The following is a 25,116-nucleotide window of genomic DNA, read 5'->3' on the forward strand; positions in this document are numbered from 1 at the left end:
GGTTCCTCCGGATGTCAGGTCGTCGGGTCCAAGAGTGACGCAGCGAGGAAATCGCCGTCACCCGCCCCCGGCGGAACGGCGTAGACCGCCGAGCCGATCGGGGTGATCCACTGGTTGAGTCGGTCGAGGTCGGCCAGCCGCCGCTGCACCGGCACGAACTGGCGTTCGGCGTCGGCGGCGAAGGCGATGAAGACGAGGCCGGCGTCCTCACCCGAGGCCGCGTCGGCGTCGGGGACGACGTAGTTGTAGGGACGGCGCAGGAAGCGCTGGGTGGGATCGCTGCTGTGGGCGCGGGCGAGATGGCTCGCGGGATCGATCACGGGGAAGCCGAAGGAGTCCTTCGCCTCGAAGTCCGGCGGATCGAACTCGCGGGTGCCGGTGAGCGGCGCGCCGGTGTCGAGGCGACGTCCGACCGCCGCCTCCCGGCCGACCCGGTCGACCTTGTCCCAGGCGTCCATCCGGGCCCGGATGCGACGCACGATCATCGTCGTCCCGCCGACGAACCCGGGTTCGGTCGACCACACCAGGTCGGCGAAGTCGGCGTCGGCCTCGGTGGGGTTGCCCGTGCCGTCGACCTGCCCCATCACGTTGCGCATCGAGGTCCCGTCCGGCTCCACGCCGACGGCGCGACGGAAGCCCTCCTGGACCCACCGGACCCGGACGAAGGTGCGGGCGTCCTTGGTCAGCACCCGCCGCGCGTGCGCGAGGGTGAGCGGGTCGTCGGCGCAGATCTGGAGCGCGAGGTCGGTCTGACCCCACGCCTCCTCGAGCCGGTCGATCGGGAACGCCGGCAACGGCCGCACCGCACCCGGCGCCCCCGGGACGATGTCGGTGAAGATCCGCGGTCCGAGACCGACCGTCACCGACAACCGAGCCGGGTGCGCCGCCAACTCGGGCTCGGTGTCGGCGAGGGCACCGAGCCCGCGACTCAGACGGTCGATGTCGTCGGTGACGAGCCGCATCAGCCGCACCAGATCCGCGCGCCCCACCCCCGGCAGCAGGTCGAGACCGACGAGCGAGAGGAAGGCCTGCGGCGGCGTCGCGACACCCGCCTGGTGGGGGCCGGACGCCGGGACGGTGCGGTCGCCGACGGGCGGGGATGCCGGGCCCGGCGGCGCGGACGCGGCCGACGACGTGTCGGAGCCGGCCTCCTGCGCCGCCGACGCCCCCACACCGGCGGCCCAGCCGACGCTCGCGCCGCCGAGGGCGACGGCGCCGGCCCGGAAGACCTGGCGCCGCCGCCACCCGCCGTGCGGGACGGGGTCGACGGGAGCGCTCATGAACCGGAGTGGTCGTGCTGGGAGCCGTCCGCGTGCTGGTGCATCGCGCCGTCCTTCTCCGAGGACGAGGGCGAGGACATGCCGTCCATCTCCCCCATGCCCTCCATGCCGTCCATGCCGTCCATGCCCTCGCCGCCCTGGTAGTTCTCGTCGGCTCCGGAGAAGGTCTTGACGACCGCGTCGATCTCCATCGTGCTGCCGTCGGAGAGCGTCAGGGTGACCGGCACGGTGTCACCGGGCTTCAGGGCGTCGGCGACGTCCATGAACATGATGTGGTTGCCCCCGGGCTCGAGGGTCAGGCTGCCGCCGGCGGGGACGACGAACCCGCCGTCTTTGGGCTGCATCGCCATGGTGCCGTCGTCGTTCATGACGGTCTCGTGGAGCTCGACCCGCGAGCTGGCCGGGGTGGTGGCCGACACGATCGTGATGTCGGCGCCGGAGGAGTTGCTGATCGTGCCGAACGCGGCGGTCATGCCGCTGTCGACGGCCTTCACCCAGGCGTCGGAGGCGCTGATCGCAGCCGCCTCGCGGGCGGTGCCCGCGGAGGCGGAGGCCGCCGGCGCGGAGGTGCTGTCGGCCGCGTCGCCGTCGTCACCGCATGCGGTGGTGAGCGCGGCGACGGCGATGAGGACGCCGACGCCCGAGGCGGCGCGGAGGGTACGCCGCGGACGGCGGCGCGGGAGCAGGACAGGGGTGGCTGGAGCCATGACGGATGATCCTTCGTTCACGGTCGGGTGGACCGGCGTGCATGCCGGTGATCGCCGCTCGTCGGGGACGGCGGCGTGGAGGGTGGCCCGACCCGCGGAGGGTCAGGCGGCCCGACCGGACGGGGGCCCGCGGCGTACGACCCCGCCGCCGGGATCGGCGACGGCGGGCACCAGGGGCAGGAGGAGCGGCGCCGGGAGTCGACGCAGACGGACGACGGAGGGGACGGCGAGCGCACGCAGCAGCACGCCGAGGCGGGCGAGCGGCCGCGTGCCGAGCGCGACGAGGGTCCACAGCGCGGACTCCCCCTGCGCCAGCCACCAGCCGACCGCAGCCGCGGCGAGCGCGTGCGCGAGCACCATCGGCAGCTGCTGGGGCTGGAGGTCGGCCCACAGGTGCAGCACCCACTCGGGAACCTCGAAGGTCGCCTGCGTCGACGGCGGGCGGCCGACCATCAGCTGGTCGGCCAGCGAGCCGACGCGGTGGGTGCGGGTCCAGACGTCGTCGGGCACCTGCACGGGAGCCGGCGTCGGAGCGGTGCGGACGAGCGGACCGGTGACGCCGTCGCCGCGGTGGCCGGCCAGCGCGGTCAGGGCGATGTGCACCGCGGCCTGACCGCCGACGACGAGCGCGAGCACCCGGGTACGGCTCGCCGGGCGCGCGAGGAACCGGGCTCCCCACCAGGTGAGCAGCACGGCGAGGACGACGAACCAGCCGGCCCCGGGCAGGAGGCCGCCGGAGGTGAGGTGGGCGATCGCGCCGAACGACAGCACGACCGCGGCCAGCACGGCGCCGCGCAGCAGGCGCCACGAGGTGGCGACCGGCGCGGGCGTGTTCACGCCCCCATTGTGCCCCGCCGACCCCCGGCGGGGATGCGCGGGGCGCTCAGGGGCCGGTGAGCTCGGCCAGCTCGAGGTCGGTCAACCCGCCGAGCGCGGCGAGTCCGGCGCTGACGGGGCGGACGTCGCCCTGATGGCCGACCCAGCCCACACCCGGTTCGAGACGCCGCACGATCCTGGCCGGCGTCCCGGCGACCACGCAGTGATCGGGGATCTCGCCGCGGACGACGGAGCCGGCGGCCACCACGACCTGGCGGCCGATGCGGGCACCGGGCAGCACGATCGCGCCGTGGCCGATCCAGGTGCCCGACCCGATCTCGACCGGCTGATGGGTGCCGAACTGCTCGCCGATCGGGGTGTCGGGGTCGGCGTAGCCGTGGCTGGCGTCGCTGACGAAGACGTCCTGCCCGAACCACACGGCGTCCCCGATGCGGATCGACTCGTGGGCGGTGATCGTGCAGCGGGCGCCGATGACGCAGCGGTCGCCGACGACGAGGGCGCGCGCGGGCGCGTGGGTGTCGCCGAGGCCGTAGCCGACCGAGAGCGTGACCTGGCGCCCGACGAGGGTGTCGGCGCCGAGGTGGATGCGCTCGGGGTTCATGATCGTGGCCGTCGGGAACCCGATGGCCGTGCCCGGGCCGAAGGTGCCGAAGCGGGCGGCCGCGGTGGTGCCGGGGACGATCTCGCCCCAGCGGTCGATCCGGCGCCACGCGGCGTGCACAGCGCGATGGGCGAGCCGACGGGTGAGGGACGTCACGTCGCGCAGGCTAGGGCATCAGCCGCTCCCCCGGCAGGCGAAGCGAGCGGCCGCGAGGGATTCAGAGCTCGAAGCGCAGCACGACCCGCACGACGTCGCCGATCCCGACACCCTCGGCCCGGCGCACCGCCGCCCGCAGCGGCACCAGGTAGCCGCCGTCGCGGGGGAAGAGGGAGGTGGTCCACGTCGTCGCCCCGAGCTCGACGGTCACCGGCACGACGCCCCAGCCGTAGGTGAGCCCGGCGGCGACCTCGGCGATCGCGGCGGCGTCGTCGTCGACGACCGGCACGAAGTGGTGCGGCGCCGGGCCGCGCCAGTGCACGATCTCGCCCTCGACCACCATCTCCATCGGGCCACGGTAGGCGATCTCGGCCCGGGCGGCCGGCTGCCCGCTACCGTCGGCACGGATTCAGGTCATCGGCAGGTCGCCCGTGTCACCGTGCAGTGTGAGGCAGGAGGTGGAGGTGCTCACCGTCGGCATCTGCGAGGACGACCCGACGCTGCGCCGCATCGTCGTGGGCACCCTCGAGCTCGCCGGGCACCGGGTGGTGGCGACCCGGGACGGCGCGGAGGCGTTGCGCGCCCTCGGCGGGGAGGCCGCCCTCGACGTCGTGGTGCTCGACATCGGCCTGCCCGACGTCGACGGCCGCGACCTGTGCCAGGCGCTGCGCAGCGGCGGGCAGCACGCGCCGGTGCTGTTCCTGACCGCGCTCGGCGCCGTCCACGACCGGCTGTCCGGCTTCGCCGCGGGCGGTGACGACTACCTGCCCAAGCCTTTCGACCTCAAGGAGCTCACCGCCCGGGTCGAGGCGTTGGGACGCCGCAGCCGGGCCGTCGCGGCCGATCCCGAGGCCGGGCTCGTGCTCGACCCGGTACGCCACGCGATCGTGCACGGCGATCGCTCGGTGCTGCTGACGCCGACCGAGTTCCGCATGCTCGCGGCGATCACCTCCCGGCCGGGCGAGGTGGTGCGCCGGCGCGCGGTGGTGGCCGCGGCGTGGCCCGACGGCGCCGCCGTCAGCGAGAACACCGTCGACTCCTACATGCGGCGCCTGCGCGCGAAGCTGGAGGAGGTCGAGGCGCCGGTGCGCCTGCACACGGTCCGCGGCGTCGGGTTCGAACTGCGGTGATGGCCGGCTCTCCGTCCGCCGGGTCCGGCGTGAGCTCGTTCCGACGGCGCATCGTCACCTCGACCGCCCTCTCGGTGGCCGGTCTGGTCGCCGTCGTCGGGCTGGTGCTCCACCTGCTCCTCGACGCCACTGCCGGCCGCGATGTGCGCGAACTGCTCCAGGCGCGGGCGACGGCCTCCGTGCAGTTGATCGAGGACGCCAGCCGCGGCTCGCGCCTGCGGGTGCCGGCCACCGCGCTCGATCCCGGCACCGGCGTCTACGACCTCGAGGGCCGCCCGGTGGCGGGCGGGGTCCCGCGGCAGTCCGAGCGCGACGCCGCCGAGCTGGTGGCCTCCGGCGCCACCGGCACGGCGTCCGGGGGCGACGACGTGCGCCTGCTGGCCGCTCCGGTGCTCGACCGTGCCGGCGAGCGCATCGGCACCGTCGTCGTCAGCCAGGACACCGACCCCTACGAGCGCTCGGAGGGCTACGTCACCGCCGCGATCATCGTGCTCGGGCTGCTGGCCACGGCGATCGCCGCGGTGGTGGCCGGCCGGGTCGCGCGCCGGGCACTCGCGCCGGTCACGATCATGGCCGAGCGGGCCGCCGACTGGAGCGCGCACGACCTCAGCCACCGCTTCGACCTCGGACCGCCGACCGACGAGCTGACGACCCTCGCGGCCACCCTCGACCGCCTGCTCGACCGGGTGGCGCTGGCGATCCGCTCCGAGCAGCGGCTCACCGCCGAGCTGGCCCACGAGTTGCGCACGCCCCTCGCCGGCATCCGCGGGTCGGCCGACCTCGCCCTGCTCCGCGCCCGTGGCGCCGCGCCGGGCACCGGGGTCGATGCGGAGCTGCGCGCCGACCTGGAGGCCATCTCCGCCTCGGCGCAGGCGATGGGCGAGGTGATCACCACCCTGCTCGACCTGGCCCGCCATCCCGACGCCCCCGACGCGAGCTGCCTGCTGGCCGACGTCGTCGAGCGGGTGCAGGCGCTGGCGCCGGACGGCGTCCGCGTCGCGATCGACCTGCACCACCCGCAGCGGATCGCCGGTCCCGCCGACGTCGTGGCCACGGCGCTGATGCCGCTGGTCGAGAACGCCGTGCGCCACGCCCGCTCGCACGTCGAGATCACCGCCACCTCGTCGGCCGGTGCCGTCGTCGTGCGGGTGGGCGACGACGGCACCGGGGTCACCGAGGAGCTGCGGGACCGGATCTTCGACCCGGGCTCCTCCGGCGCCGACGGCACGGGCCTGGGGCTGGCGATCGCCCGCCGGGCAGCCCGCTCGATCGGCGGGGAGGTGCGCATCGGCGATCCCGGCCCCGAGGGGACGACGGTCTTCGAGCTGCGTCTGCCGACCCTGCCGCTCAGCCCTGGCGGGTCTTGAGCCGCGGGTTCTTCTTGTTGATCACGTACAGGCGCCCGCGGCGCCGCACGATCTGCGAGCCGGGCTGGTTCTTCACCGAGCGCAGCGAGTTGCGGACCTTCATCGTGCCTCCCTCCTTCCCGAGCTCGGGAGGGCGCGGCCGGTGGCCGGGTCGACCAGGCCCGCGGAGACCGCCCGCACCAGCCGGCGCGGCACGCGGTACTCCTCGCCGTCGATCGTGACCGGCACGAGGTCGGGGCGGCTGGCGGTCCAGCTCGACCGACGGTGACGGGTGTTGCTGCGCGACATGCGGCGCTTCGGGACGGCCATCGTCAGGCGACCTCTCGCATCGGGCCGAGCCACGGCTCGAAGCCGTCCTCGGGGGTGTTCCACGACCGGGCGGACGCCTCGTCGGGGGTGAGCAGGAGTCGCTCGAAGGCTCGGCTGACCGGGGCGGGCGGGACGCCGACACCGATGAGGACGATCCGGGTGAAGGGGTCGCGGCGACCCCAGTCCTCGCCGCGGCCGATGCTCAGCTGGCCGCCGGCGCCGTCCCAGACGAGCGCCTGGCCGGGGCGGGTGGGCAGCCAGAAGCAGCCGCGGGAGCGGTGGGTGCCCTCGCCGAGGTCCTCGAGGTGGTCGAGGAGGCGCTCGGGGTGGAACGGGTGCGGCGAACGCAGGTCGAGACGCCACACGTCGTCGGCGAGCACCGGCGGGAGCGCCTCGGCTCGGTAGGGCGAGGACCACCCGAACGCGACCTCGGGACGGTGGGCGCCGAGGGTGAGCAGGGCTCCGTCGATGTGCTCGACCCCGGCCACGACCAGCGCGTCGGGCCGGGCGATGGTGCGCAGCAGTCGGAGCGCACGCGGGTCGGGCTCGCCGGCGTCGTCGGTGACGACCACGACGTCGGCCAGTTCGACCATCGCGCAGGCGGTCTCGCCCACGCCGCGCATGTCGTCCTCGGAGGAGTGGTGGCCGCGCTCGCACAGCAGGTCGTCGCCGAGCAGGTCGTGCTCGAGGCGCCCGCCGGCGAGGGCGGCGACGACGGTGGTGACCCGCAGGTGCCGGGCCAGCCGGGTGTTCATGGCGAGCACCCGGCATGCCTGCTCGGCCTCGGCACCGAGCGGCAGGTGGGCGATGATCGAGCTCCAGCGACCGTCGCGGGCCAGCCGTTCGAGCGTGGGCACGATGTCCTCGCGCAGGGCGCAGCTCACGCAGGCGTGCTCCAGCGAGATCGTCTCCTCCTCCAGGACGCCGCTGAGGTCGCTGACGATCCGGGTGAGGGTCTGGGCCTCGGGGTCGATGTGGTGGCGGCAGGCCACGGCGCCGGGCAGGTCGAACTGGGCGGCCAGCATGGCGGCCGCCATCGGCTCGGGGGCCACCCCGGTGAGCAGGACGACGGGGACGCGCATCACGCCTCCTCGCCGGCGCCGGACCGCGCCCCGTACCGGCGGCGGAACGCCTCGACGCGCCCCTCCGAGTCCAGCGTGCGCTGCTGACCGGTCCAGAACGGGTGGGAGTCGCTGGTGATGTCGACGTCGAGCAGCGGGAGCGTGCGGCCCTCGAACTCGATCGTCCTCTCCAGGCTCCCGGCGAGCGTCGAGGTGATCGGGAAGATCCGACCCGTCGACCGATCACGGAAGGCGACGAGACCCGAGGCGGGATGGATGTGCGGTTTCACGGCGACCTCTCTACGATGATGATAATCATTCTCATTATGACCAGAGAGAGGCGACGATGTCACGTACGTGCCAGGTCACCGGCCGCTCCCCCGGTTTCGGGAACGCGGTCTCCCACTCCCACCGGCGCACCAAGCGCCGCTTCGACGTCAACATCCAGTCCAAGCGCTACTACGTGCCGAGCCTGGGCCGTTCGATCACGCTGCGGGTCAGCACCCGCGGCATCAAGGTGATCGACGCCCGCGGCATCGACGCCGTTGTCGCCGACCTGCAGCGGCGAGGTGAGCTCTGATGGCCTCGCGCGGCAGTGAGATCCGGCCCATCGTCAAGCTCCGCTCGACGGCCGGCACGGGCTACACCTACGTCACCCGCAAGAACCGGCGCAACGATCCCGACCGCCTGGTGCTGCGCAAGTACGACCCGCGCATCCGCCGGCACGTCGACTTCCGCGAGGAGCGCTGATGGCCAAGAGGTCGAAGATCGTGGCCCAGCGCAAGCGCGAGGAGATCGTGGCGCGGTACGCCGAGCGCCGCGCGGCTCTGAAGGAGCAGCTGCGCACCGCCGCCCCCGGATCGGCCGAGCAGGCCGAGGCCGTGCGGGGGCTCCAGCGGCTCCCCCGCGACGCCTCGCCGGTGCGCCTGCGCAACCGCGACCAGGTCGACGGACGTCCGCGGGGCTACCTGCGCAAGACCGGGACGTCGCGCATCACCTTCCGCACCATGGCCCACAACGGCGAGCTGCCGGGCATCCGGAAGTCGAGTTGGTGAGCGTCCGGCGCACCCGCGATCGCCCGGATCGCCGGGATCAGGGAGCGCCGGCTGCGTCGCCGCCGGCGGCGCCCGCGTCGTCATCGGGGCAGGTGCTGCCCCGCGGCAGGGAGTACGGCGCGGCGATGCGGTAGGTCCCCGGGGCGGCCGCGTGCAGCACCACGAAGTCGAAGCGCTTGCCGCGCTCGACCTGCCGCGGCCGCTCGGCGGACAGCCCTGCCAGACACGAGAGCGATCCGGGATCGACCGTGAGCGGCTCGGGTGCGCTGATCCGATCGGCATCGACGCCGGGCAGCAGTCCCGGGATCGCCCGCAGATCGACCCCTCCGGTCGGGAGCGGAGTGTCGTCGTCCAGGCGCGGCAGCGCGTCGCCGTCCGCGTCGACGAGGGTCAACCACGGGGACGCCGCGATGCGCACCAGGATCCGGCCCGCCTTCGGCGTGGAGAGCACCAGCCCACCGGCATCGAAGCTCAGCACCCGCGCGGGTCGCGAGACCAGCGGGGTGGGGTCCTCGACCGCGTAGAGGTCCCAGTCGGCGTTGCCCCACACCCGCTCGAGGTAGGGCAGGCCGGTGTCGATGAGGGCCGCCTCCTCGCGGGCGGCCGGGTCGGGCTCGGCGGCCGCGACCACGACGAACCGCACGGCCCAGCGGTGCAGCCAGCGCTCGTAGGCGCCCGCGGTCAGGGGCCGATCGCGGTAGAAGATCGGGTTGCGTTCGGCGTCGGCCTGACGGTTCCAGCCCCTCGCGAGCGGCAGGTAGGGCGCGATCGCCGAGGCCTCCCGGTGGCTGCGCGTGGGCACCATCTCGACCCGGCCGAGCCCGGCGCCGCGGGTGCGCAGCTGCACGAGCAGCGGCTCGAGATCGGTGGTGAAGGACGCCGGCGGGCGCGAGGTGAGCGCGTCGCGCAGCGCGGTTCCCAGTTGCCAGGAGCCGTTGGTGATGAGCGCGAGCACCAGCAGCACCCGCGCGACGCGGGGGCCCAGGGTGCGGCTCGCGAAGGAGGTGTCGCGGCGCGGGTCGAGGAGCACGGCCACCAGCACGACGCCGCCGAAGAGCAGGCCGAGGCGACCGATGTTCGTGCCCACCGGCGAGGGGATCAACCAGGCGAGCACGACGGCGAGCACGTAGAGCGCGGCTCCCAGCCGGCTCAGCCGCCAGGCGCGCGGCGCCAGCAGGACGACCGCGAGCCCGGCCACGCACGGCAGGATCGCGGAGTTCCAGGTCATCGGCTGGCGCCCGGAGAAGGGGAAGACCACCGAGGAGACCACCACGACGAGGACGGGTGGCACACCGAGGGCGTAGGCCGCCGGACGACGACGCTGCAACCAGAGGGCGGCGGCCACGATGCCCAGGAAGAGGCCGGCGACCGGGCTGCCGGCGGTGGCCAGGCCCGCGGCGAGCGCCGCGATCATGCCGCGCAGGAGCCGGGAGCGCGGCCAACTCTCGGGCCAGGCGACCACCGCGCTGAGCGCCACGAGCGCGAACAGGGTGCCGAGGGCGAACGTCACCCGGCCGCTGACGGCGTTGCCGAAGAGTGCGACCACCGCGGCGAGCACCGGTGCCGTGCGACGCCAGCCCGGCTCGACCCGGTAGGCCACCAGCCAGGCGAGCACGCCGGCGGCCAGCGTGCCGCTGACGATCATCGTCGTGCGGACGCCGAGCAGCGCCATGAGGTAGGGCGAGGCGACGCTGTAGGAGACCGGGTGCATGCCGCCGTACCAGGCCAGGTTGTAGGCGCTGCCGGGGTACTCCCGAGCGAACTCGGCCCACGCGTCCTGCGCGGCGATGTCTCCGCCCGAGGTGGCCAGGAAGCGCCACCAGATCAGGTGCAGGAGCCCCGCGAGCACCAGCGCCAGCAGCACGGTGGCCTGCGGGGAGGCGGGGTCGGGCAGCAGCCGTCGACGGCGACCGCCCCCGTCGGTCGGCCCTCCGGTGCGCGGCACACCGGGGAGCAGCGGACCGGCGGCCGGGACGCCGTCCGCGACGGCGACCGCCTCTCCGGTGCGCTCGACCAGGCTCATCCCCGGGGCGCCTCGGCGGCGTCGGGGCGGACGTCGACGGCGGTGACGGCGTCCCAGCGCAGCGAGGAGAAACCGGCGAGGAACCACCGCGAGAGGGTGACCGCGCTGATCGCGAGCACGACGCCGGCGACGTCGTCGGAGACGAAGTGCCAGCCGAAGTAGATGGTGGCGAGCATGGTGCCGACGAGGAACACGCCCAGGGCGGCAGCGACCCGTCGGAAGCCGTAGACCCAGGCCACCAGGAGCACGGTGGTGGTGACCCCCACGTGCAGGCTCGGGAAGGCCGAGATGCTCTGGAAGGCGCCGCTCACCGACGGGTCGTGCAGCATCTGCGCCCGCTCGGCGAGGTACTTGGCTTGGGTGGCGGTGATCGCGGTGGACCGCAGGCCCGCGAACTCCTGGGGCGCCGAGGCGAACGGGCCGAGGGACGGGATGAGGTAGTAGCCGGCCAGGCCGAGGATCCACGCCCACGTCGCGGCGAAGAGCATGAGGTAGCCCTGGCGGATGCGCGGCATGAGCACCAGGCAGCCGACGACGGAGGCGACGATGAGGTAGGTGAAGGAGCGGTAGACGAAGGCGAGGACGTCGGCGGCGGTGTCACGGCCGAGCAGGTCGTGGAGCAGGACCGCCGGGTGGTTGCCGAGGAACAGCGCCTTGTCGAAGGCCAGCAGCTCGGTGTCACGCGGGGTGTTGTAGGTGTCCCAGCTCTTGAGGTTGCGGTAGCAGAAGTAGACCGCGTGGTAGCCGAGCAGGCCGGAGGCGACCAGGACGAGGCGGGCACCGTTCCAGCGCTGGCGCACCGCCGACCAGGCGCCCTCGCCGCGGCGCCGCGCGAGCACCGCGCGGACGAGCGAGTCGGCGAGGATCGCCAGCACCGCCAGTTCGGCGGCGGTGGTGAGGCGGTTGCGCAGGATCGTGCCGTCGGGATCGCGCAGCGGGATGCCGAGGGCCGCGCTGCGGGCCAGGGTGATCGCGCCGAAGACGATCGCCAGCCCCCAGAGCAGGGCGCTGAGCCGCAGGACCTCCTGGCGGGCCGAGAGCGGCGAGCGCTCGGTGCCGCCGTCGGTGCGGGGACCACGGACCCCGGCGAGCACGCTCATGCGGGCCGGTCCGGGGAGGGCGGGGCGAGAGGGGCCGGGGCGGACACGCCTGGAGAGTACCCGGTGGCCGCCCCGCGACGCCCGTCCGCGCGGGCGACCCGGCACACTGGTCGCCGTGGCAGCCGGCGAGCAGTGGACCCCCGAGGTGGCCCTCGCCGTGGCCACGACCCTCCACCTGGGCTTCCAGGGCGTGGTCACGCTGCTGGTGTATCCGGCGCTGGCCGACCTCGACACCGCGTCCTGGACGGCGGCGCACGAGCGCCACGGACGCCGGATCACCCCGATCGTCGGCGTGGTCTACGGCCTGCTGCTCCTCACCTGCGCGGTGCGGTTGCGCGATCCGATCGATCTCGGCACATGGGTGGCCTACGCGGGCTCGGCGGTGGCTCTCCTCACCACCGCCGTGGCGGCGGCACCGACCCACGGACGCCTCGGCGCGTTGGGCGACCCCGCCGATCGCGGCCCGCTGGTGCGGCGGCTCCTGGTCGTCGACCGCGTGCGCTTCGCCGGCACCGTGGTGGCCGCTGCGGGAGCCCTGCTCACGCTCCTCTGACGCGGGGCCACAGCGGCAGCAGGCGCCGGCCCGAGGGCTCCGACGCAGGCGCGACGCGACGGGCGACGACCGACCGCACACTCGGATCGAGGCGCCGGACGCCGACGAGCACCCGCTCCTCCAGCGTGCGACCTGCGGCCGGGCAGCCCTCGCAGGTGCCCTCCAACCGCACCTCCACGACGCCGTCGTGGGCCGCCACGACCTCCAGCGCACCGCCGTGGCTGCGGGCGTACTCGCCGACCTCGCCGGCCAGCACCTGCCGGGCGGCGGCCGCGAGGCGCTCGTCCGCCGGCGACGCGACGTCGCGAGGCGGGTACCAGGCCTCGGGGTGGGCGAGCGCCTGCTGGAGCGCCGCGCGCACCGACTCCCCCGCCTGCGCCCAGTCGGCCTCGGGACGCAGGTCGATCAGGACGCCCGCGGGCTCGACCTCGAGCCGGGCGATCGGCCCGTCGGCGACCAGCGCGGCGAGGGGCCCGGGCAGCTGCGCCGGCTCGCCGACGAAGCCCAGCAGACCGGCCGGCACCACCCAGCGCACCGCCTCGGGGCGACCGGGGACCGCCTCGGGATGCACCGGCACGGGGCCTGATGCGGGCGCCATCGTCAGGTCACCGCCGCGACGACGACCCGGGTGAGGGCCGCCATCACCCAGGCGAGGGCGAAGAGGTAGCCGAAGGCGATGACCGGCCAGCGCCACGACCCGGACTCGCGGCGCAGCACGGCGATGGTCGACATGCACTGGAGCGCGTAGAGGAAGAACACCAGCAGGGCCGCCAGCACGGGCGGGGTGAAGAGCAGTTCACCCTGCCGCGGGCCCTCCTGGACCCGCATGGTGGCGAGGGCGTCGGCGGGGTCGTCGGGGTTCTGGGCGGCCGCCACCTGCCCCATCGTGGCCACGAAGACCTCGCGCGCCGAGAGCGAGGCGAGCACGCCGACGTTGATGCGCCAGTCGAAGCCCAGCGGTTCGAAGACCGGCTCGACGGCGTGGCCGATGTCGGCGGCCAGGCTGTGGTCGATCGTGTAGGTCGCCACCGCCGTGGTGTCGGCCGGGTCGACCCCCGCGGCCCGCAGCTCGTCGTCGCTGGGCGCCGGCAGGTTGAGCAGCAGCCACAGGACGATCGTCGTCCCGAGGATGATGCGGGTGACCTTGGAGAGGAAGCCCCGGCAGGCGTCCCAGACCGCCAGCGCTACCGACCGCAGCGAGGGCAGTCGGTAGGGCGGCATCTCCATGTAGAACGGCAGCGCCGGCCCGGTCGAGCGCCCGATGCGGCTGAACAGCCAGGCGGTGAGCATCGCCGAGATCGCGCCGACGAGGTAGAGCGCGAACATCACCAGGCCCTGGACGCCGAACGGGCCGACCCTCGTGTCGGGGCTGACGAGAAGGCCGATGAGCAGCACATAGACCGGAAGCCGTGCCGAGCAGGTCATCAACGGCGCACCGAGCATGGTCGCGATGCGGTCGCGGGTCGAGGGCAGGGTGCGGGTGGCCATGATGCCTGGGATGGCGCAGGCGAAGGAGGACAGCAGCGCGACGAAGGCGCGGCCCTCGAGACCGGCGCGGGCCATGACGCGGTCCATGAGGAAGGCCGCGCGGGCCAGGTAGCCGATGCCCTCGAGCAGTGAGATCAGCACGAACAGCAGGGCGATCTGGGGCAGGAAGACCACGACGCCGCCGACGCCGCCGATCAGCCCGTCGGCGATGAAGGCGGCCAGCCAGTCGATGCCCACCCGGGTGCGGGCCTGATCGCCCAGCCAGGCGAACACCGACTCGATGCCGGCCTGGGCGGGTGCCGCCACCGCGAAGATGATCTGGAAGAACGCGAACATCGTGGCGAAGAAGACCAACGTGCCCCACACGGGATGCAGCAGCACGGCGTCGAGCCGACGGGTGCGTTCGTCGATCTGCGGAGCGGAGTACCCGGCGGCGCCGAGCACCGACTCGATCCAGGCACCGACCTCCTCGGGCTCGGCCGGCGGCGGGACGACGGGGCGCGACCACGAGGACGGGTCGGCCATCAGGTCGCGCAGGTCGGCGAGCTGCTGGCGGCGTCCGCCGACGACGGCGACCACCGGGACGCCGAGGGCGCGGCGCAGCGCGGCGACGTCGACGCGGCCCTGGCGACGGGTCAGCTCGTCGGTGAAGGTCAGCACCACGCAGACCGGCAGACCGCGGCGCAGCACCTGCGCCACCAGCCGCAGCGAGCGCCGCATCGTGGTGGCGTCGAGGGTGACGAGCAGACCCTCCGGGGTGGCCGTGCCCTCGTCGGCGGGGTCGAGGACCGAGGCGACGATCTGCTCGTCGGGGCTGATGGCGACCAGGCTGTAGGTGCCGGGCAGGTCCTCGAGCACCACCTGGCCCCCGGCACCGACCTCGGCGATGCCCTCGTACCGGGTGACGGTGACGCCGGGGTAGTTGCCGGTCTTGGCGCGCAGTCCGGTGAGCGCGTTGAACAGGGTGGTCTTGCCCGAGTTGGGGCTGCCGACCAGGGCGATGCGGCGCGCCCCGACGAGGGCGACTCCCCCGGCGGACGGAGGACCGCAGTGGTCGCTCACGCCGACCGGCTCACGTGAGCGGGGAGATGCGGATGCAGGCGGCCTGCGCGCGGCGCAGGGCGATCTCGTAGCCGGCCACGCGGTAGACGACCGGGTCGCGCAGCGGGGCCCGGCGGACCACCTCGACCGGAGTACCGGGGACGAAGCCGAGGTCGAGCAGGCGGTGGGCGGCGGCCGGGTCGGCCGCCTCGATGCCGGCGACGACGCCGGCGTCGCCGCGGGTGAGGTCGGCGAGGCTGAGACCGGTGCCGGTCAGCACCGCGGCCGGGGCGGTCGGAGCCGTCGGGGCGGTCGGGGCCGTCTGGGCGGCGAGCGCGCGGCGTCGCATGCTCACGACCGACATCACCGACATCGACGACTCCTGCACCTGGACCGGCCCCGTTACCCGGGCTTCACATCGAGCGTAGCAAAGGCTTACCTCACTCACCCAGGCATCAGCGTAGATCGGACCTCCCCACACGGCCAGGGACCTTCGTCACCCCCGTCTACGCTCGAGACATGAAGGCTGTGTGGAACGACACCGTGATCGCCGAGAGCGACGCCACCGTCGTGGTGGAGGGCAACCACTACTTCCCCCGCGAGAGCGTGGTCGAGGAGCTGCTGCGCCCCTCCGACCACACCACCGTGTGCGGCTGGAAGGGCACCGCGAGCTACTTCGATCTCGAGGTCGACGGCGCCCGCAACCCCCAGGCCGCCTGGTACTACCCCGACCCGAAGCACGCGGCCGCGGAGATCACCGGCTACGTCGCCTTCTGGAAGGGCGTCACCGTCACCGACTGAGGCGCGCCGCTGCGGGCCAGCACCAGGGCGAAGTCGCCATCGGTCCACCACCCGGCCGGCGTCAGGCCGACGGCGTCCAGCTCGGCCTCGATGCCCGCCCGCCGGAACTTCGCGGAGATCTCGGTACGCATCTCCTCGCCCTGCTCGAAGAGCACGGTGAGCCCGAGGTCGGCGACCCGGACGGCGCGGGCGGTGCGGGCGCGCAGCCGCATCTCGATCCACTCCTGCTCGGGGTCCCACAGCGCGACGTGCTCGAAGTCGTCGGGATCGAAGTCGGCGCCGAGCTCGCGGTCGAGCACGCGCAGCACGTTGCGGTTGAACGCAGCGGTGACGCCGGCGGCGTCGTCGTAGGCGGCGACCAGCCGGTCGGCGTCCTTGACCAGGTCGACGCCGAGCAGCATCGACTCGCCCGGGTCGAGCATGTCGGCGATGCGGCCGAGGAAGCGACGGCGCTCCGCGGGGACGAGGTTGCCGATGGTGCCGCCGAGGAAGGCCACCAGACGGCGACCGGGCCGCGGAAGAGCCCGCAGGTGGTCGGGGTCCTCGAAGTCGGCGACGACGGGCTCGACCCGCAGGGCCGGACGCGACGCCGCGAGCTCGGCCACCGCGCCTCGCAGGGCCGCGGGACTGACGTCGACCGGCACGTAGGCGCCGGCGGACCCGGCCGCGGCGAGCGCGTCGAGCAGCAGTCCGGTCTTCTCCGAGGAGCCCGAGCCCAGCTCGACCAGCGCCTCGGCACCCGCGGCAGCGACGATCTCCGCCGCGTGCGCCCGCAGGAGGCCGCGCTCGGCGCGGGTCGGGTAATACTCGGGCAGCCGGGTGATCTCCTCGAACAGCTCGCTGCCGCGGGCGTCGTAGAAGTACTTCGGGGGCAGCGCCTTCGGGCTGGCCGTCAGGCCGGCGCGGGCGTCGGTCAGCAGGGCGTCGCGCAACGAGCTCGGATCGAGCAGCTCCAGCAGCGGCGCCGGCGCCTGCGCCCGCGTCACGCCGCGCCGCCGTCGGCGAGCCGCACGCCCGTGAGCGGCCAGCGGGCGCCGGGCGGGAAGAAGTTGCGGTAGGTCGCACGCGTGTGGCCCGGCGGCGTCAGGGCGCAGCCGCCGCGCAGCACCATCTGGTTGGACATGAACTTGCCGTTGTACTCCCCGATCGCACCGGCCGCCGGCCGGAAGCCGGGGTAGGGCAGGTAGGCCGACGCCGTCCACTCCCAGCAGTCGCCGAAGAGCTGACGCAGGCTGCCCGGGGCGCCGGCCGGTCGCGGGTGGAAGGTCTCGAGGTCGGCGAGGTTGGCCGGGCCGGCGTCGGCCTCGGCGATGCGGGCCGCGTGCTCCCACTCGGCCTCGGTGGGCAGACGCTTGCCGGCCCAGGTGGCGTAGGCGTCGGCCTCGTAGTGGCTCACGTGGCAGACAGGCGCCGCAGGGTCGAGGACGACGGTGCCGTGCAGCGTGTGCTCGTGCCAGACGCCGTCGGTCTCGCGCCAGTAGAACGGCGCCTCCCACCCCTCGGCCTGGACGCGCGCCCACCCGTCGGAGAGCCACAGCTCCGGACGCCGGTAGCCGCCGTCGGCGATGAAGGCCAGCCACTCGCCGTTGGTGACGAGGCGATCGGCCAGGCGGTAGGGCGGGAGCCACTGCTGGTGCAGGGGCAGCTCGTTGTCGAAGCAGAAGGCCTCGCTGCGGTGGCCGATCTCGACCAGGCCGCCCTCGAAACCGACCCAGCCGAGCGGGTCGGGCTCGCCGGGGCCGCCGGCCGGCCCCGGCGCCGGGCGGCCCGCGTAGACCGGCTGGAGGGGGTTGAGGCTCAGCACGTGCTTGATGTCCATCAGCAGCAGCTCCTGGTGCTGCTGCTCGTGATGGAAGCCGAGCTCCATGAGGGGCCGGAGCTTGGCGAGGGTGCCGTCATCGGAGCGCGCGACGAGGTCGCGCAGGCGGTCGTCGACGTTGCGGCGGTAGAGCCCGACGTCGTGCGCACCCGGCCGCGAGATGACCCCGCGCAGCGGCCGGGAGTACCGCGGGCCGACGGCCTCGTAGTAGCTGTTGAACAGGAACCAGTACTGGTCCTGGAACGGCGCGAAACCGCTCTCGTGCTCGGCCAGCAGGAAGGTCTCGAAGAACCAGGTGACGTGCGCGCGGTGCCACTTGGTGGGCGAGACGTCGGGCATCGACTGGACGGTCTGGTCCTCGGGCGAGAGCGGGGCGGCGAGCAGCTCGGTGTACCCGCGCACCTCGTCGTAGCGGGCGAGCAGCCCCTCGGCGGTCTCGAGGTCGGGGGCGGGCTCGGGGGCGGGCTCGGGGGCGGCGAGGTCGGTCTCGGGAGCGGTCCGCATGTCCCCAGCCTGACACCGACCACCCACAACGGACCTCACCCGGATCTGACGATCCGGTGACATCGCGGCGATCCGGGTCGTGGCAGGCGCGCACCGAGGCGCAGATGGCCGGAATCATCGATCCATGGGCCGTCGGCGGCGCCTACCCTGCCGACGTGACGACGCCTGCCGCTCCCCTGCGCGACCGCCCCGAGCTCACCGGCGTGTGGGGCCTGCCGGAGAACCTGCTCAGCGAGGCCCTGCTGGCCACCCTGCCCGCGAACCTCGCCCCGGCCCCGTGGGACTGCGTCTGCTCGGCCGTCGTGTGGACCGAGCGCGGCGGATCCGCGGCAGCCGCCTCCCTCGCCGCCCCGCTGCGCGGACGTCGCGCGCTGGCCGTGACCGGTGGGCTCGTGCAGTACGAGTCGACACCGGTCGGCCCCTACGGCGAGGCGCTCGCCCTGGTCGCCGGGCTGGAGGGACGCCGTCCGTGGGTGTCGGTGCCCTTCATGGCCGTCGACTCCCCCGCCAGCCTCGTCGGCGGGCGCACCAACTGGGCGCTGCCGAAGTCGCTGGCCGCCTTCGAGGGGACGCCGGGGCACGACCGCACCGTGGTGGCCCGCGGGGTCGACGACGTGGCCCATGGCGACTGGGAGATCACGACCTCGGTGCGACCGCTCGGCCCCGCCGTCCCGGTGCGCACCCGGGTCACGATGCTCCAGGAGTTCCCCGCCGAGGGCCTCGGACGGTGCCCGATGACGGCGTCCGGCCGGGTGCGCCCCGCGCTGATCACCGTCACGGTGCGCTCGTCGGGTCGCCTCGGCACCGTGCTGCGCGGCGGACGCCGACTCGGCGCCGTCGTCGAGTCCTCCCGCTTCACCCTCGGCGAGCCGGCCTTCGCCTGAGCGCCGCGGCCCACCTCGACGGTCGGGCGCGACGCCGTCAGAGGCGCTTGCGCTGGGCGTAGAGGTCGGGCAGGAACCGCGCGAGGTGGTTCATCTCCCGGCCGCAGTGCTCCATCAGGCTGCGCGCGAAGTCGACGGTGAACGGGATGCGCTGCACGATCTGGGGCAGGTCGCCGCGGTTGTGCGCCGCCTGCGCGGCGATGAGGTCGAGGTCGGCCAGGCCGGGCACGTTGAGGTAGAAGCGCGAGCGCATCTCGGCACCGCCCCGCACCGGCCGCACCTGGTGGGCGAGCACCCCGAGCGACAGCGGCGCCTGACTGCTGGCGACCCGCCCGTAGACCACCGTGACGTCGTCGGAGGTGCGCAGCCCGGCGCTGGCCGGGTCGAGGAAGGTGATGGCCAACTGCTCGAGCTGGCCGCCGATGAACTCGTCGACGTAGCTGGTGTTGCCCACGTAGCGCTGCCGGTCGGTGAGCCCGGCGACCGTCGTCCGGTCGTGGCGCAGGGCGGCGTAGGCGTGGGAGTCGGGGTGCCAGAGCCGGTAGCGGGCCGACTCGCTGCTGTGCCAGCCGAACCACCAGTCCCACATCGCCGCGGTGACCCCGGGCATCCGGGTCAGGGCGGCCGCCCACACCTGGCTGCCGCCGACGCTGCCGTACCCGTTCTCGACGGTGCTGTACCCGCGCCCGTTGAGGTCGTCGGCCAGCGCGCTCAACGGCGGGATCTTCGCGGTCGGCGTCTGCGGACCCCAGTAGGCCTCGACCAGGTGATCCTGGGCCGGCTGGGTGGCCGACTCCATGAAGTCCGCGTAGGGCCGCTTGCGGTCGGCCGGTGAGTAGCCGAGGTAGCGCGGCTCGTTGACATCGACCGTCGACGGCTCACCGCCGCTGCCGATGAGGGGCGGCACCTCCGGGAGGCCAGGGATGCCGGGGATGAGGTCTCGGGCGGGTGCGGCGGCACCCGCGGCAGAGGCGCCACCGGGACGCCACACGGCGGCCAGCGCGGCGAGCGCCGGCGTCCGCAACGCGACCCGTCGGGTCAGGGAGGTGGGACGGGGAGGGACCACAGCCGCAGGGTGGCCGCAGCACCCCCGCAGGTCAACGGTCGGATGTCCCGGACCGCGACCGGGCGCGGGCGCCCCGGGCGACGACGACGCCGGCCAGGAGCGCTCCGAGCGTGCCCAGGGTCTCGTCGCCCAGCGTGTCGGTGTAGGCGGTGTCGAGCTCGGTGCCGTGCCGGATGAAGGTCCAGTACTCCCCCAGCTCCCAGCCGATGGCGAGCACGGCACCCAGGCCGCCGACGAACAGGACGGTCTCCAGCACGGGGCGGCCCGGCCGGACGACGAGCAGCCCGATGCCCGTGAGCAGCAGGAACCAGTTGACGAAGTGGTTGGCGTCGTCCCACCACTCGATCGAGTCGTAGAGGTCGAGGCTGTTGCCGGTGACGTCGATGAGGAACGGCAGCATCACCAGGGCGAAGGCGCCGAACGGGGCGTCGGCGGGGCGGCCGGGGCCGCTGGGGCGGCGTCCGACCACCCACCACCACAGTGCCGGCGCCACCAGCATCATCAGCGGGTAGGCGATCAGCCGCGCCCCGAACGCCTTGCCCTCGAACCGGTCGATCGGCACGAACGTCGCGACCGCGAGCTGGGCGATCGTCGCCGCCAGGACGAGCGCGGGGAGCCAGGCACCGGACCTGCGGAACTCCGGGGACGTCATGGGCGGAGCGTAGTGGCGCGTGATGGCGCGGACGGCCGAGCGACCCGCGCGGGCGGGACCTCCGCCCCTGACACCTATCCCCCTAGGGGGTTCAAGCTCGAGGCATCGACACCCTCACCCGGCAAGGAGCAGACGATGCGCAAGACCGTCCTCGTCCTCGGATCCAACTTCGGCGGACTCACCGCCGCCCTCGCCGTGAAGCGCGAGCTGCACGGCGACGTCGAGGTGAAGGTGATCTCCCCCGGCGACCGCTTCGTGTTCAACCCGAGCCTGATCTGGCTCCCGTTCGGCAAGCGCGACGCCTCGCAGATCACCTTCCCCGTCGCCCCGACCTTCGAGGCGCACGGGATCGACTTCATCCACGACGCCGCGGTCGAGATCGATGCCGACCAGCAGCGCGTGCGCACCGCCTCGGGCACCGACCACGCCTACGACTACCTCGTCGTCGCGACCGGCTACCGCAACCAGATGGACGTCGTCCCCGGACTCACCGAGAACGCCCACACCATCACCACCCTCGAGGCCGCGCAACGCACCGGCGAGGCCTGGAAGCGCTACCTGGCCTACCCCGGCGACATCGTGATCGCCGCCTCCCAGGGCGCCGGCTGCTTCGGTGCCGCCTACGAGTTCCTCTTCAACACCTCCTACCGGCTGAAGAAGGCGGGCCTGCAGAAGCAGGTGAAGCTCACCTACGTGAGCTCCGAGCCCTTCCTCGGCCACTTCGGCATCGGGGGTCTCCCCCACGGCGAGCAGTTGCTCGGCATGTTCCTGCGCAAGCAGAACATCGACGCCCACGTCGGGGTCGCCCTCGACCACGTCGCCTCCGACGCCGTGGTGCTCGCCGACGGCACCGAGCTGCCGTCGTCCTTCTCGATGGTGATCCCGCCCTTCCTCGGCCAGGAGGTCGCCGCCAGCGCCACGGCGCTGGACCCCGACGCCAAGGGCTACCTGCCGGTGCGCGGGACCTACCAGAGCGAGAAGTTCGACAACGTCTACGTCGTCGGGATCGCGGCACAGGTCGTCGCACCGTGGCAGACCGCCATCCCGATGGGCATCCCGAAGACCGGCCTGCCGACCGAGATCCAGGCCCACACGGCGGCGTCCAACATCGCCGCGCAGATCCGCGGCGAGCGCCCGACCCACGAGAAGCCGTTCGCCGACATCCCCGCGGTGTGCGTCATGGACGCCGGCAACAACGGCGTGATCATCCTGGCCGACAAGATGCTGCCGCCCCGCGACCGCGGCGTGCTCGTGCCCGGCCCCCAGGCGCACGCGATGAAGCTGGCCTTCGAGAAGTACTTCCTGTGGAAGGCGCGCCACGGCTACGTGCAGCTGCCCTGAGGGGTGGGTTCGGCCGGGAGCGCCCGGGCAGGATGGACGGCGGCCGCCACGCCGTCCCATCTCGCCCTGCTCGACAGCCCACCCGGCCGTCCCGTCTGAACCTCGGAGGAACCCATGGCCCGCACCATCGCCCGCGCCGACCGCGTCGAGCGGGAGGAGCTGCTCGACTTCGTGCGACCGCGGCACCACTTCCTGCTCATCACCCGGCGCGCCGACGGTTCGCCGCAGGCCTCGCCGGTGACCGGCGGCGTCGACGACGAGGGCCGCCTGGTGATCTCGACCTACCCCGAGCGGGCCAAGACCCGCAACGCCCGCCGTGACCCGGCCGTTAGCGTGGTCGTGGTCTCCGACGACTGGGACGGCGCATGGGTGCAGATCGACGGCGAGGCCGAGGTGCTCGACGTGACCGACGGCCCCGAGGCGCTGGACGCCTTCGTCGACTACTTCCGCTGCATCGCCGGCGAGCACCCCGACTGGGAGGAGTACCGCCAGGCGATGCTCGACCAGGGCAAGTCGCTCATCCGGGTCACGCCCACCCGGTGGGGTCCGGTCGCGACGGGGGGTTTCCCGGCGCGGTTGGGGTGAGGGGGCGGGGGCAGATTCACCTGTCCGGTGTGACCGATGGTGTACGCGGGACTCGCGACCGAGGATTGGTCAGCTGAGTCTGTCGGTTCAGGACGCAAGTCTTGCCTGACCAATGGCAGGAGTCACCGGCCGCCCGGTGACTCCTGGCGCCGACTCACCACCGCGGGTGCACGAACTCCCGCAACTGCTCGTCGTAGAGCGCCGCGACCCCGTCGAGGAACGCGGCCGAGAGCGGGGGCACCTCGGCCGCGGCGGCGTTGGCTCGGGCCTGCTCGGCGTTGCGGGCGCCCGGGATGACGGTGGTGACGCCGTCGAGCTGGAGGATCCAGGCCAGCGCCACCTGGGCCGGGGTCGCACCCTCGGGGCCGTGCTCGCGCACGAGCTCGGTGAACGCGCCGGCCGCGGCGAGGCCGCGGTCCCAGCCCAGGCCGCTGAAGGTCTCACCGACGTCGAAGGCGGCGCCGTCGCGGTTGTAGGTGCGGTGGTCGTCGGCCGGGAAGGTGGTCGCGGCGTCGTAGCGTCCGCTGAGCAGACCCGAGGCCAACGGCACGCGCGCGATGATGCCGACGCCGGCCTGGATCGCGGCCGGCAGGACGGCGTCCAGCGGCTTGCGCCGGAAGGCGTTGAGGATGATCTGGATGCTCGCCACGCCGGGGCGCGCGATGGCCGCGAGCGCCTGGTCGCAGGTCTCCACGCTGACCCCGTAGGCGGCGATGACGCCCTCGGCCACCAGGGTGTCGAGGGCGTCGTAGGTCGCGTCGTCGTCGATGGTCGCGCTCGGCGGGCAGTGCAGCTGCACCAGGTCGAGCCGCTCGACACCCAGGTTGCGGCGCGACCGGTCGGTCCAGGCCCGGAAGTTCTCCATCCGGTAGTTGGCCGGCACCTGCTCGAGCCGACGCCCCATCTTGGTGGCCACCAGGACGTCGTCGCGGCCGACGTCGCGCAGGAACGCCGCGATCGTCTGCTCGCTGCGGCCGTCGCCGTAGACGTCGGCGGTGTCGAACACGGTGACGCCGGTGTCGAGCGCGGCCTGGAGCACAGCGCGGGCGTCGTCCTCGCTCACCTCGCCCCAGTCCGCGCCGAGCTGCCAGGTGCCGAGGCCGATGATCGAGACGTCGCGGCCGGTCCGGCCGAGGGTGCGCTGCTCCATGCCCCCTTTGTAGTCGCCCACCGGGCACCGAGCCCAGCCGAGCCCAGCCGAGCCCACTGCGCCCCGCAGGTCCCCTCGCCCGGGTGAGACGATCGTCGGCGTGTCCCGCGTGAGCTGCCCGATCCTGTCGAGTCGGATCACCACCGCGGAGCATGCCGCCGCGCTCATCGGCCCCGGCGACAACGTCGGCATCAGCGGCTTCACCGGCGCCGGCTACCCCAAGGCCGTGCCCGCGGCGCTCGCGGCGCGGATGCGCGCGGCCCACGAACGCGGCGAGGACTTCCGCATCGGCCTGTGGAGCGGCGCGTCGACGGCACCGGACGCCGACGGCGTGCTCGCCGAGGCGCACGGCATCGCCACGCGGCTGCCCTACAACTCCGATCCGCTGCTCCGCTCGGAGATCAACGCCGGCGAGGTCGACTACATCGACGCCCACCTGAGCCACTCGGCCCAGCAGATGTGGTTCGGCTTCTACGGTCGCCTCGACGTCGCGGTCGTCGAGGTCGCCGCGATCCTGCCCGACGGCCGGCTGGTGCCGAGCAGCTCGGTGGGCAACAACAAGACCTGGCTCGACCAGGCCGAGCGGGTGATCCTCGAGGTCAACTCCTGGCAGCCGCGTGCCCTCGAGGGTTTCCACGACCTCTACTACGGGACGGCGCTGCCGCCGCACCGCCGCCCGATCCCGCTCACCGAGCCGATGCAGCGCATCGGCGAGCCGTACCTGCGGGTCGACCCGGCACGGGTCGTCGCGGTGGTCGAGACCGACGCCCCCGACCGCAACTCCCCCTTCGCCGAGCCCGACGACACCTCGGAGGCGATCGCCGCCCACCTGCTCGACTTCCTGCGCCACGAGGTCGCGGCCGGGCGGATGCCGCCGACCCTGCTGCCGTTGCAGTCCGGTGTGGGCAACACCGCCAACGCCGTCCTGGCGGGCCTGGGCGCCAGCGAGTTCACGGGCCTCACGGCCTACACCGAGGTGCTCCAGGACGCCATGCTCGACCTGCTGGACTCCGGCACGCTCGCCGCGGCGTCGGCGACGTCCTTCGGGCTCTCCGATGCCGGGGTGCGTCGGTTCACCGAGGGCATCGAGCGCTACCGCGGTCGCATCCTGCTGCGCAGCGAGGAGATCTCGAACCATCCCGAGGTCGTGCGCCGCCTCGGCGTCATCGCGATGAACGGGATGATCGAGGCCGACGTCTACGGCAACGTGAACTCCACCCACGTCATGGGCTCGGCGATCATGAACGGCATCGGCGGCAGCGGCGACTTCGCGCGCAACGCCTACCTCAACTTCTTCCTCTCGCCCTCGACGGCGAAGGGCGGCGCGATCTCGACCATCGTGCCGATGGTCAGCCACGTCGACCACACCGAGCACGACGTGCACGTGATCGTCACCGAGCAGGGTCTCGCCGATCTGCGCGGGCTCTCACCGCGCCGTCGCGCCGCCCGGGTCGTCGCCTCCTGCGCGCATCCGGGCTTCCGCGACGCGCTGGCCGACTACCTCGAGCGGGCGGCCCGGGAACGGCCGACCGCCCGGCACACCCCGCACCTGCTCCAGGAGGCGCTGGCGTGGCACCAGCGCTACCTGGAGACCGGGCGGATGTGA

Annotated in this window: 30 protein-coding genes; 11 read left to right on the forward strand and 19 right to left on the reverse strand. The window is 73.7% G+C overall.

Translation table 11 applies throughout. The features are described 5' to 3' along the window. Window positions 1-14: 14 nt before the first annotated feature. The 5 genes from ABD671_RS01145 to ABD671_RS01165 form a co-directional block, all read right to left on the reverse strand. Window positions 15-1,280 (reverse strand): Dyp-type peroxidase, encoded by a 1,266-nt coding sequence (locus tag ABD671_RS01145; protein ID WP_344731351.1) that lies wholly within the window; start codon window positions 1,278-1,280, stop codon window positions 15-17. Continuing rightward, window positions 1,277-1,987 (reverse strand): copper chaperone PCu(A)C, encoded by a 711-nt coding sequence (locus ABD671_RS01150; RefSeq protein ID WP_344731352.1) that lies wholly within the window; start codon window positions 1,985-1,987, stop codon window positions 1,277-1,279. Before ABD671_RS01150 ends, ABD671_RS01145 begins: the two co-directional genes overlap by 4 nt. Before the next feature lie 102 nt (window positions 1,988-2,089). Continuing rightward, on the reverse strand, window positions 2,090-2,824 hold the full coding sequence (locus tag ABD671_RS01155) for a hypothetical protein (RefSeq protein ID WP_344731353.1): 735 nt from the start codon (window positions 2,822-2,824) through the stop codon (window positions 2,090-2,092). Window positions 2,825-2,870: 46 nt separating this feature from the next. Further along, window positions 2,871-3,581 carry an acyltransferase gene (locus tag ABD671_RS01160; RefSeq protein WP_344731354.1) on the reverse strand — a complete coding sequence of 237 codons (711 nt, stop codon included), beginning with the start codon at window positions 3,579-3,581 and terminating at the stop codon, window positions 2,871-2,873. A 61-nt stretch (window positions 3,582-3,642) separates the two neighbouring features. Next, window positions 3,643-3,930 (reverse strand): DUF1905 domain-containing protein, encoded by a 288-nt coding sequence (locus ABD671_RS01165; RefSeq protein WP_344731355.1) that lies wholly within the window; start codon window positions 3,928-3,930, stop codon window positions 3,643-3,645. A gap of 97 nt (window positions 3,931-4,027) precedes the next feature. Here ABD671_RS01165 and ABD671_RS01170 point away from each other — a divergent pair, with 97 nt between their 5' ends. Together ABD671_RS01170 and ABD671_RS01175 are read left to right on the forward strand one after the other, a co-directional pair. Further along, window positions 4,028-4,711 carry a response regulator transcription factor gene (locus tag ABD671_RS01170; protein ID WP_344731356.1) on the forward strand — a complete coding sequence of 228 codons (684 nt, stop codon included), beginning with the start codon at window positions 4,028-4,030 and terminating at the stop codon, window positions 4,709-4,711. Between the two features lie 29 nt (window positions 4,712-4,740). Continuing rightward, the gene (locus tag ABD671_RS01175; RefSeq protein ID WP_344731357.1) at window positions 4,741-6,078 is read left to right on the forward strand and encodes a sensor histidine kinase; all 1,338 of its coding nucleotides are present in this window, start codon (window positions 4,741-4,743) and stop codon (window positions 6,076-6,078) included. Here the strand turns inward: ABD671_RS01175 and ykgO are convergent. From ykgO to ABD671_RS01195, 4 genes are read right to left on the reverse strand one after another with little or no spacing between them, the layout of a single operon-like run. Further along, window positions 6,059-6,181 carry a type B 50S ribosomal protein L36 gene (gene ykgO, locus ABD671_RS01180; protein WP_344731358.1) on the reverse strand — a complete coding sequence of 41 codons (123 nt, stop codon included), beginning with the start codon at window positions 6,179-6,181 and terminating at the stop codon, window positions 6,059-6,061. The genes ABD671_RS01175 and ykgO overlap by 20 nt on opposite strands. Beyond that, on the reverse strand, window positions 6,178-6,387 hold the full coding sequence (rpmF, locus tag ABD671_RS01185; RefSeq protein WP_344731359.1) for a 50S ribosomal protein L32: 210 nt from the start codon (window positions 6,385-6,387) through the stop codon (window positions 6,178-6,180). The genes ykgO and rpmF overlap by 4 nt, the downstream gene beginning before the upstream one ends. A gap of 2 nt (window positions 6,388-6,389) precedes the next feature. Then, entirely contained in the window at window positions 6,390-7,469 is a 1,080-nt protein-coding gene (locus ABD671_RS01190; RefSeq protein ID WP_344731360.1) for a CobW family GTP-binding protein, read from the reverse strand. Then, complete coding sequence (locus ABD671_RS01195; protein ID WP_344731361.1) at window positions 7,469-7,738, reverse strand: type B 50S ribosomal protein L31; 270 nt, start codon at window positions 7,736-7,738, stop codon at window positions 7,469-7,471. The genes ABD671_RS01190 and ABD671_RS01195 overlap by 1 nt, the downstream gene beginning before the upstream one ends. A gap of 56 nt (window positions 7,739-7,794) precedes the next feature. On the opposite strand from ABD671_RS01195, the gene rpmB reads away from it, so the two are divergent. The 3 genes from rpmB to rpsN are packed head-to-tail and all read left to right on the forward strand — an operon-like array spanning window position 7,795 to window position 8,503. Then, the gene (gene rpmB, locus ABD671_RS01200) at window positions 7,795-8,028 is read left to right on the forward strand and encodes a 50S ribosomal protein L28 (RefSeq protein ID WP_344731362.1); all 234 of its coding nucleotides are present in this window, start codon (window positions 7,795-7,797) and stop codon (window positions 8,026-8,028) included. Beyond that, window positions 8,028-8,198, forward strand: coding sequence for a 50S ribosomal protein L33 (gene rpmG / locus ABD671_RS01205; protein ID WP_344731363.1), 171 nt, complete (start codon window positions 8,028-8,030; stop codon window positions 8,196-8,198). Before rpmB ends, rpmG begins: the two co-directional genes overlap by 1 nt. Continuing rightward, a complete protein-coding gene (rpsN, locus tag ABD671_RS01210; RefSeq protein WP_344731364.1) occupies window positions 8,198-8,503 on the forward strand; it encodes a 30S ribosomal protein S14 in 306 nt (101 codons plus the stop codon). The genes rpmG and rpsN overlap by 1 nt, the downstream gene beginning before the upstream one ends. A 37-nt stretch (window positions 8,504-8,540) precedes the next feature. Here the strand turns inward: rpsN and ABD671_RS01215 are convergent, their stop codons facing one another. Both ABD671_RS01215 and ABD671_RS01220 read right to left on the reverse strand, forming a co-directional pair. Next, the gene (locus ABD671_RS01215) at window positions 8,541-10,526 is read right to left on the reverse strand and encodes an MFS transporter (RefSeq protein ID WP_344731365.1); all 1,986 of its coding nucleotides are present in this window, start codon (window positions 10,524-10,526) and stop codon (window positions 8,541-8,543) included. Beyond that, entirely contained in the window at window positions 10,523-11,626 is a 1,104-nt protein-coding gene (locus tag ABD671_RS01220) for a phosphatase PAP2 family protein (protein WP_344731366.1), read from the reverse strand. The genes ABD671_RS01215 and ABD671_RS01220 overlap by 4 nt, the downstream gene beginning before the upstream one ends. 115 nt (window positions 11,627-11,741) lie before the next feature. On the opposite strand from ABD671_RS01220, the gene ABD671_RS01225 reads away from it, so the two are divergent. Then, on the forward strand, window positions 11,742-12,179 hold the full coding sequence (locus ABD671_RS01225; RefSeq protein ID WP_344731367.1) for a hypothetical protein: 438 nt from the start codon (window positions 11,742-11,744) through the stop codon (window positions 12,177-12,179). On the opposite strand, the gene ABD671_RS01230 is transcribed toward ABD671_RS01225, so the two are convergent. The 3 genes from ABD671_RS01230 to ABD671_RS01240 form a co-directional block, all read right to left on the reverse strand. Continuing rightward, a complete protein-coding gene (locus ABD671_RS01230) occupies window positions 12,166-12,756 on the reverse strand; it encodes a NifU family protein (protein ID WP_344731368.1) in 591 nt (196 codons plus the stop codon). The genes ABD671_RS01225 and ABD671_RS01230 overlap by 14 nt on opposite strands. A gap of 23 nt (window positions 12,757-12,779) precedes the next feature. Next, on the reverse strand, window positions 12,780-14,669 hold the full coding sequence (feoB, locus tag ABD671_RS01235) for a ferrous iron transporter B (protein ID WP_425574869.1): 1,890 nt from the start codon (window positions 14,667-14,669) through the stop codon (window positions 12,780-12,782). A 70-nt stretch (window positions 14,670-14,739) separates the two neighbouring features. Beyond that, window positions 14,740-15,081, reverse strand: coding sequence for a FeoA family protein (locus ABD671_RS01240; protein ID WP_344731369.1), 342 nt, complete (start codon window positions 15,079-15,081; stop codon window positions 14,740-14,742). A gap of 146 nt (window positions 15,082-15,227) precedes the next feature. Between ABD671_RS01240 and ABD671_RS01245 the strand changes: the two genes are divergently transcribed. Continuing rightward, on the forward strand, window positions 15,228-15,509 hold the full coding sequence (locus ABD671_RS01245) for a DUF427 domain-containing protein (RefSeq protein ID WP_344731370.1): 282 nt from the start codon (window positions 15,228-15,230) through the stop codon (window positions 15,507-15,509). Here ABD671_RS01245 and egtD read toward each other — a convergent pair. Both egtD and egtB read right to left on the reverse strand, forming a co-directional pair. After that, window positions 15,470-16,495, reverse strand: a complete 1,026-nt coding sequence (egtD, locus tag ABD671_RS01250) for an L-histidine N(alpha)-methyltransferase (protein WP_425574865.1) — start codon at window positions 16,493-16,495, stop codon at window positions 15,470-15,472. The genes ABD671_RS01245 and egtD overlap by 40 nt on opposite strands. Further along, complete coding sequence (gene egtB / locus ABD671_RS01255) at window positions 16,492-17,832, reverse strand: ergothioneine biosynthesis protein EgtB (RefSeq protein ID WP_344731371.1); 1,341 nt, start codon at window positions 17,830-17,832, stop codon at window positions 16,492-16,494. Before egtB ends, egtD begins: the two co-directional genes overlap by 4 nt. A 155-nt stretch (window positions 17,833-17,987) precedes the next feature. Here egtB and ABD671_RS01260 point away from each other — a divergent pair, with 155 nt between their 5' ends. Continuing rightward, the gene (locus ABD671_RS01260; RefSeq protein WP_344731372.1) at window positions 17,988-18,716 is read left to right on the forward strand and encodes an acetoacetate decarboxylase family protein; all 729 of its coding nucleotides are present in this window, start codon (window positions 17,988-17,990) and stop codon (window positions 18,714-18,716) included. A gap of 37 nt (window positions 18,717-18,753) precedes the next feature. Here the strand turns inward: ABD671_RS01260 and ABD671_RS01265 are convergent, their stop codons facing one another. Then, window positions 18,754-19,782 carry a DAPG hydrolase family protein gene (locus ABD671_RS01265; protein WP_344731373.1) on the reverse strand — a complete coding sequence of 343 codons (1,029 nt, stop codon included), beginning with the start codon at window positions 19,780-19,782 and terminating at the stop codon, window positions 18,754-18,756. Window positions 19,783-19,813: 31 nt separating this feature from the next. Next, a complete protein-coding gene (locus ABD671_RS01270; RefSeq protein WP_344731374.1) occupies window positions 19,814-20,434 on the reverse strand; it encodes a hypothetical protein in 621 nt (206 codons plus the stop codon). 135 nt (window positions 20,435-20,569) lie between these two features. On the opposite strand from ABD671_RS01270, the gene ABD671_RS01275 reads away from it, so the two are divergent. Continuing rightward, on the forward strand, window positions 20,570-21,775 hold the full coding sequence (locus ABD671_RS01275) for an NAD(P)/FAD-dependent oxidoreductase (protein ID WP_344731375.1): 1,206 nt from the start codon (window positions 20,570-20,572) through the stop codon (window positions 21,773-21,775). A 114-nt stretch (window positions 21,776-21,889) separates the two neighbouring features. Then, window positions 21,890-22,360 (forward strand): PPOX class F420-dependent oxidoreductase, encoded by a 471-nt coding sequence (locus ABD671_RS01280; RefSeq protein WP_344731376.1) that lies wholly within the window; start codon window positions 21,890-21,892, stop codon window positions 22,358-22,360. A gap of 154 nt (window positions 22,361-22,514) precedes the next feature. On the opposite strand, the gene ABD671_RS01285 is transcribed toward ABD671_RS01280, so the two are convergent. Next, window positions 22,515-23,510 (reverse strand): aldo/keto reductase, encoded by a 996-nt coding sequence (locus tag ABD671_RS01285; protein WP_344731377.1) that lies wholly within the window; start codon window positions 23,508-23,510, stop codon window positions 22,515-22,517. 100 nt (window positions 23,511-23,610) lie between these two features. On the opposite strand from ABD671_RS01285, the gene scpC reads away from it, so the two are divergent. Then, window positions 23,611-25,116, forward strand: a complete 1,506-nt coding sequence (gene scpC / locus ABD671_RS01290; protein ID WP_344731378.1) for a succinyl-CoA:acetate CoA-transferase ScpC — start codon at window positions 23,611-23,613, stop codon at window positions 25,114-25,116.

The organism is Nocardioides fonticola (assembly GCF_039536805.1).
GTDB classification, from domain to species: domain Bacteria; phylum Actinomycetota; class Actinomycetes; order Propionibacteriales; family Nocardioidaceae; genus Nocardioides; species Nocardioides fonticola.

What these genes read in the sequence shown, in the direction of transcription:
- rpsN (WP_344731364.1), top strand. Translation starts at nt 8,198, where the DNA reads ATGGCCAAGAGGTCGAAGATCGTGGCCCAGCGCAAGCGCGAGGAGATC.
- ABD671_RS01145 (WP_344731351.1), bottom strand. Translation starts at nt 1,280, where the DNA reads ATGAGCGCTCCCGTCGACCCCGTCCCGCACGGCGGGTGGCGGCGGCGC.
- ABD671_RS01280 (WP_344731376.1), top strand. Translation starts at nt 21,890, where the DNA reads ATGGCCCGCACCATCGCCCGCGCCGACCGCGTCGAGCGGGAGGAGCTG.
- ABD671_RS01215 (WP_344731365.1), bottom strand. Translation starts at nt 10,526, where the DNA reads ATGAGCCTGGTCGAGCGCACCGGAGAGGCGGTCGCCGTCGCGGACGGC.
- egtB (WP_344731371.1), bottom strand. Translation starts at nt 17,832, where the DNA reads ATGCGGACCGCTCCCGAGACCGACCTCGCCGCCCCCGAGCCCGCCCCC.
- ABD671_RS01190 (WP_344731360.1), bottom strand. Translation starts at nt 7,469, where the DNA reads ATGCGCGTCCCCGTCGTCCTGCTCACCGGGGTGGCCCCCGAGCCGATG.
- ABD671_RS01220 (WP_344731366.1), bottom strand. Translation starts at nt 11,626, where the DNA reads ATGAGCGTGCTCGCCGGGGTCCGTGGTCCCCGCACCGACGGCGGCACC.
- ABD671_RS01270 (WP_344731374.1), bottom strand. Translation starts at nt 20,434, where the DNA reads ATGACGTCCCCGGAGTTCCGCAGGTCCGGTGCCTGGCTCCCCGCGCTC.
- ABD671_RS01245 (WP_344731370.1), top strand. Translation starts at nt 15,228, where the DNA reads ATGAAGGCTGTGTGGAACGACACCGTGATCGCCGAGAGCGACGCCACC.
- rpmB (WP_344731362.1), top strand. Translation starts at nt 7,795, where the DNA reads ATGTCACGTACGTGCCAGGTCACCGGCCGCTCCCCCGGTTTCGGGAAC.
- ABD671_RS01240 (WP_344731369.1), bottom strand. Translation starts at nt 15,081, where the DNA reads ATGTCGGTGATGTCGGTCGTGAGCATGCGACGCCGCGCGCTCGCCGCC.
- ABD671_RS01150 (WP_344731352.1), bottom strand. Translation starts at nt 1,987, where the DNA reads ATGGCTCCAGCCACCCCTGTCCTGCTCCCGCGCCGCCGTCCGCGGCGT.
- ABD671_RS01285 (WP_344731377.1), bottom strand. Translation starts at nt 23,510, where the DNA reads ATGGAGCAGCGCACCCTCGGCCGGACCGGCCGCGACGTCTCGATCATC.
- rpmF (WP_344731359.1), bottom strand. Translation starts at nt 6,387, where the DNA reads ATGGCCGTCCCGAAGCGCCGCATGTCGCGCAGCAACACCCGTCACCGT.
- ABD671_RS01275 (WP_344731375.1), top strand. Translation starts at nt 20,570, where the DNA reads ATGCGCAAGACCGTCCTCGTCCTCGGATCCAACTTCGGCGGACTCACC.
- ABD671_RS01165 (WP_344731355.1), bottom strand. Translation starts at nt 3,930, where the DNA reads ATGGAGATGGTGGTCGAGGGCGAGATCGTGCACTGGCGCGGCCCGGCG.
- ykgO (WP_344731358.1), bottom strand. Translation starts at nt 6,181, where the DNA reads ATGAAGGTCCGCAACTCGCTGCGCTCGGTGAAGAACCAGCCCGGCTCG.
- rpmG (WP_344731363.1), top strand. Translation starts at nt 8,028, where the DNA reads ATGGCCTCGCGCGGCAGTGAGATCCGGCCCATCGTCAAGCTCCGCTCG.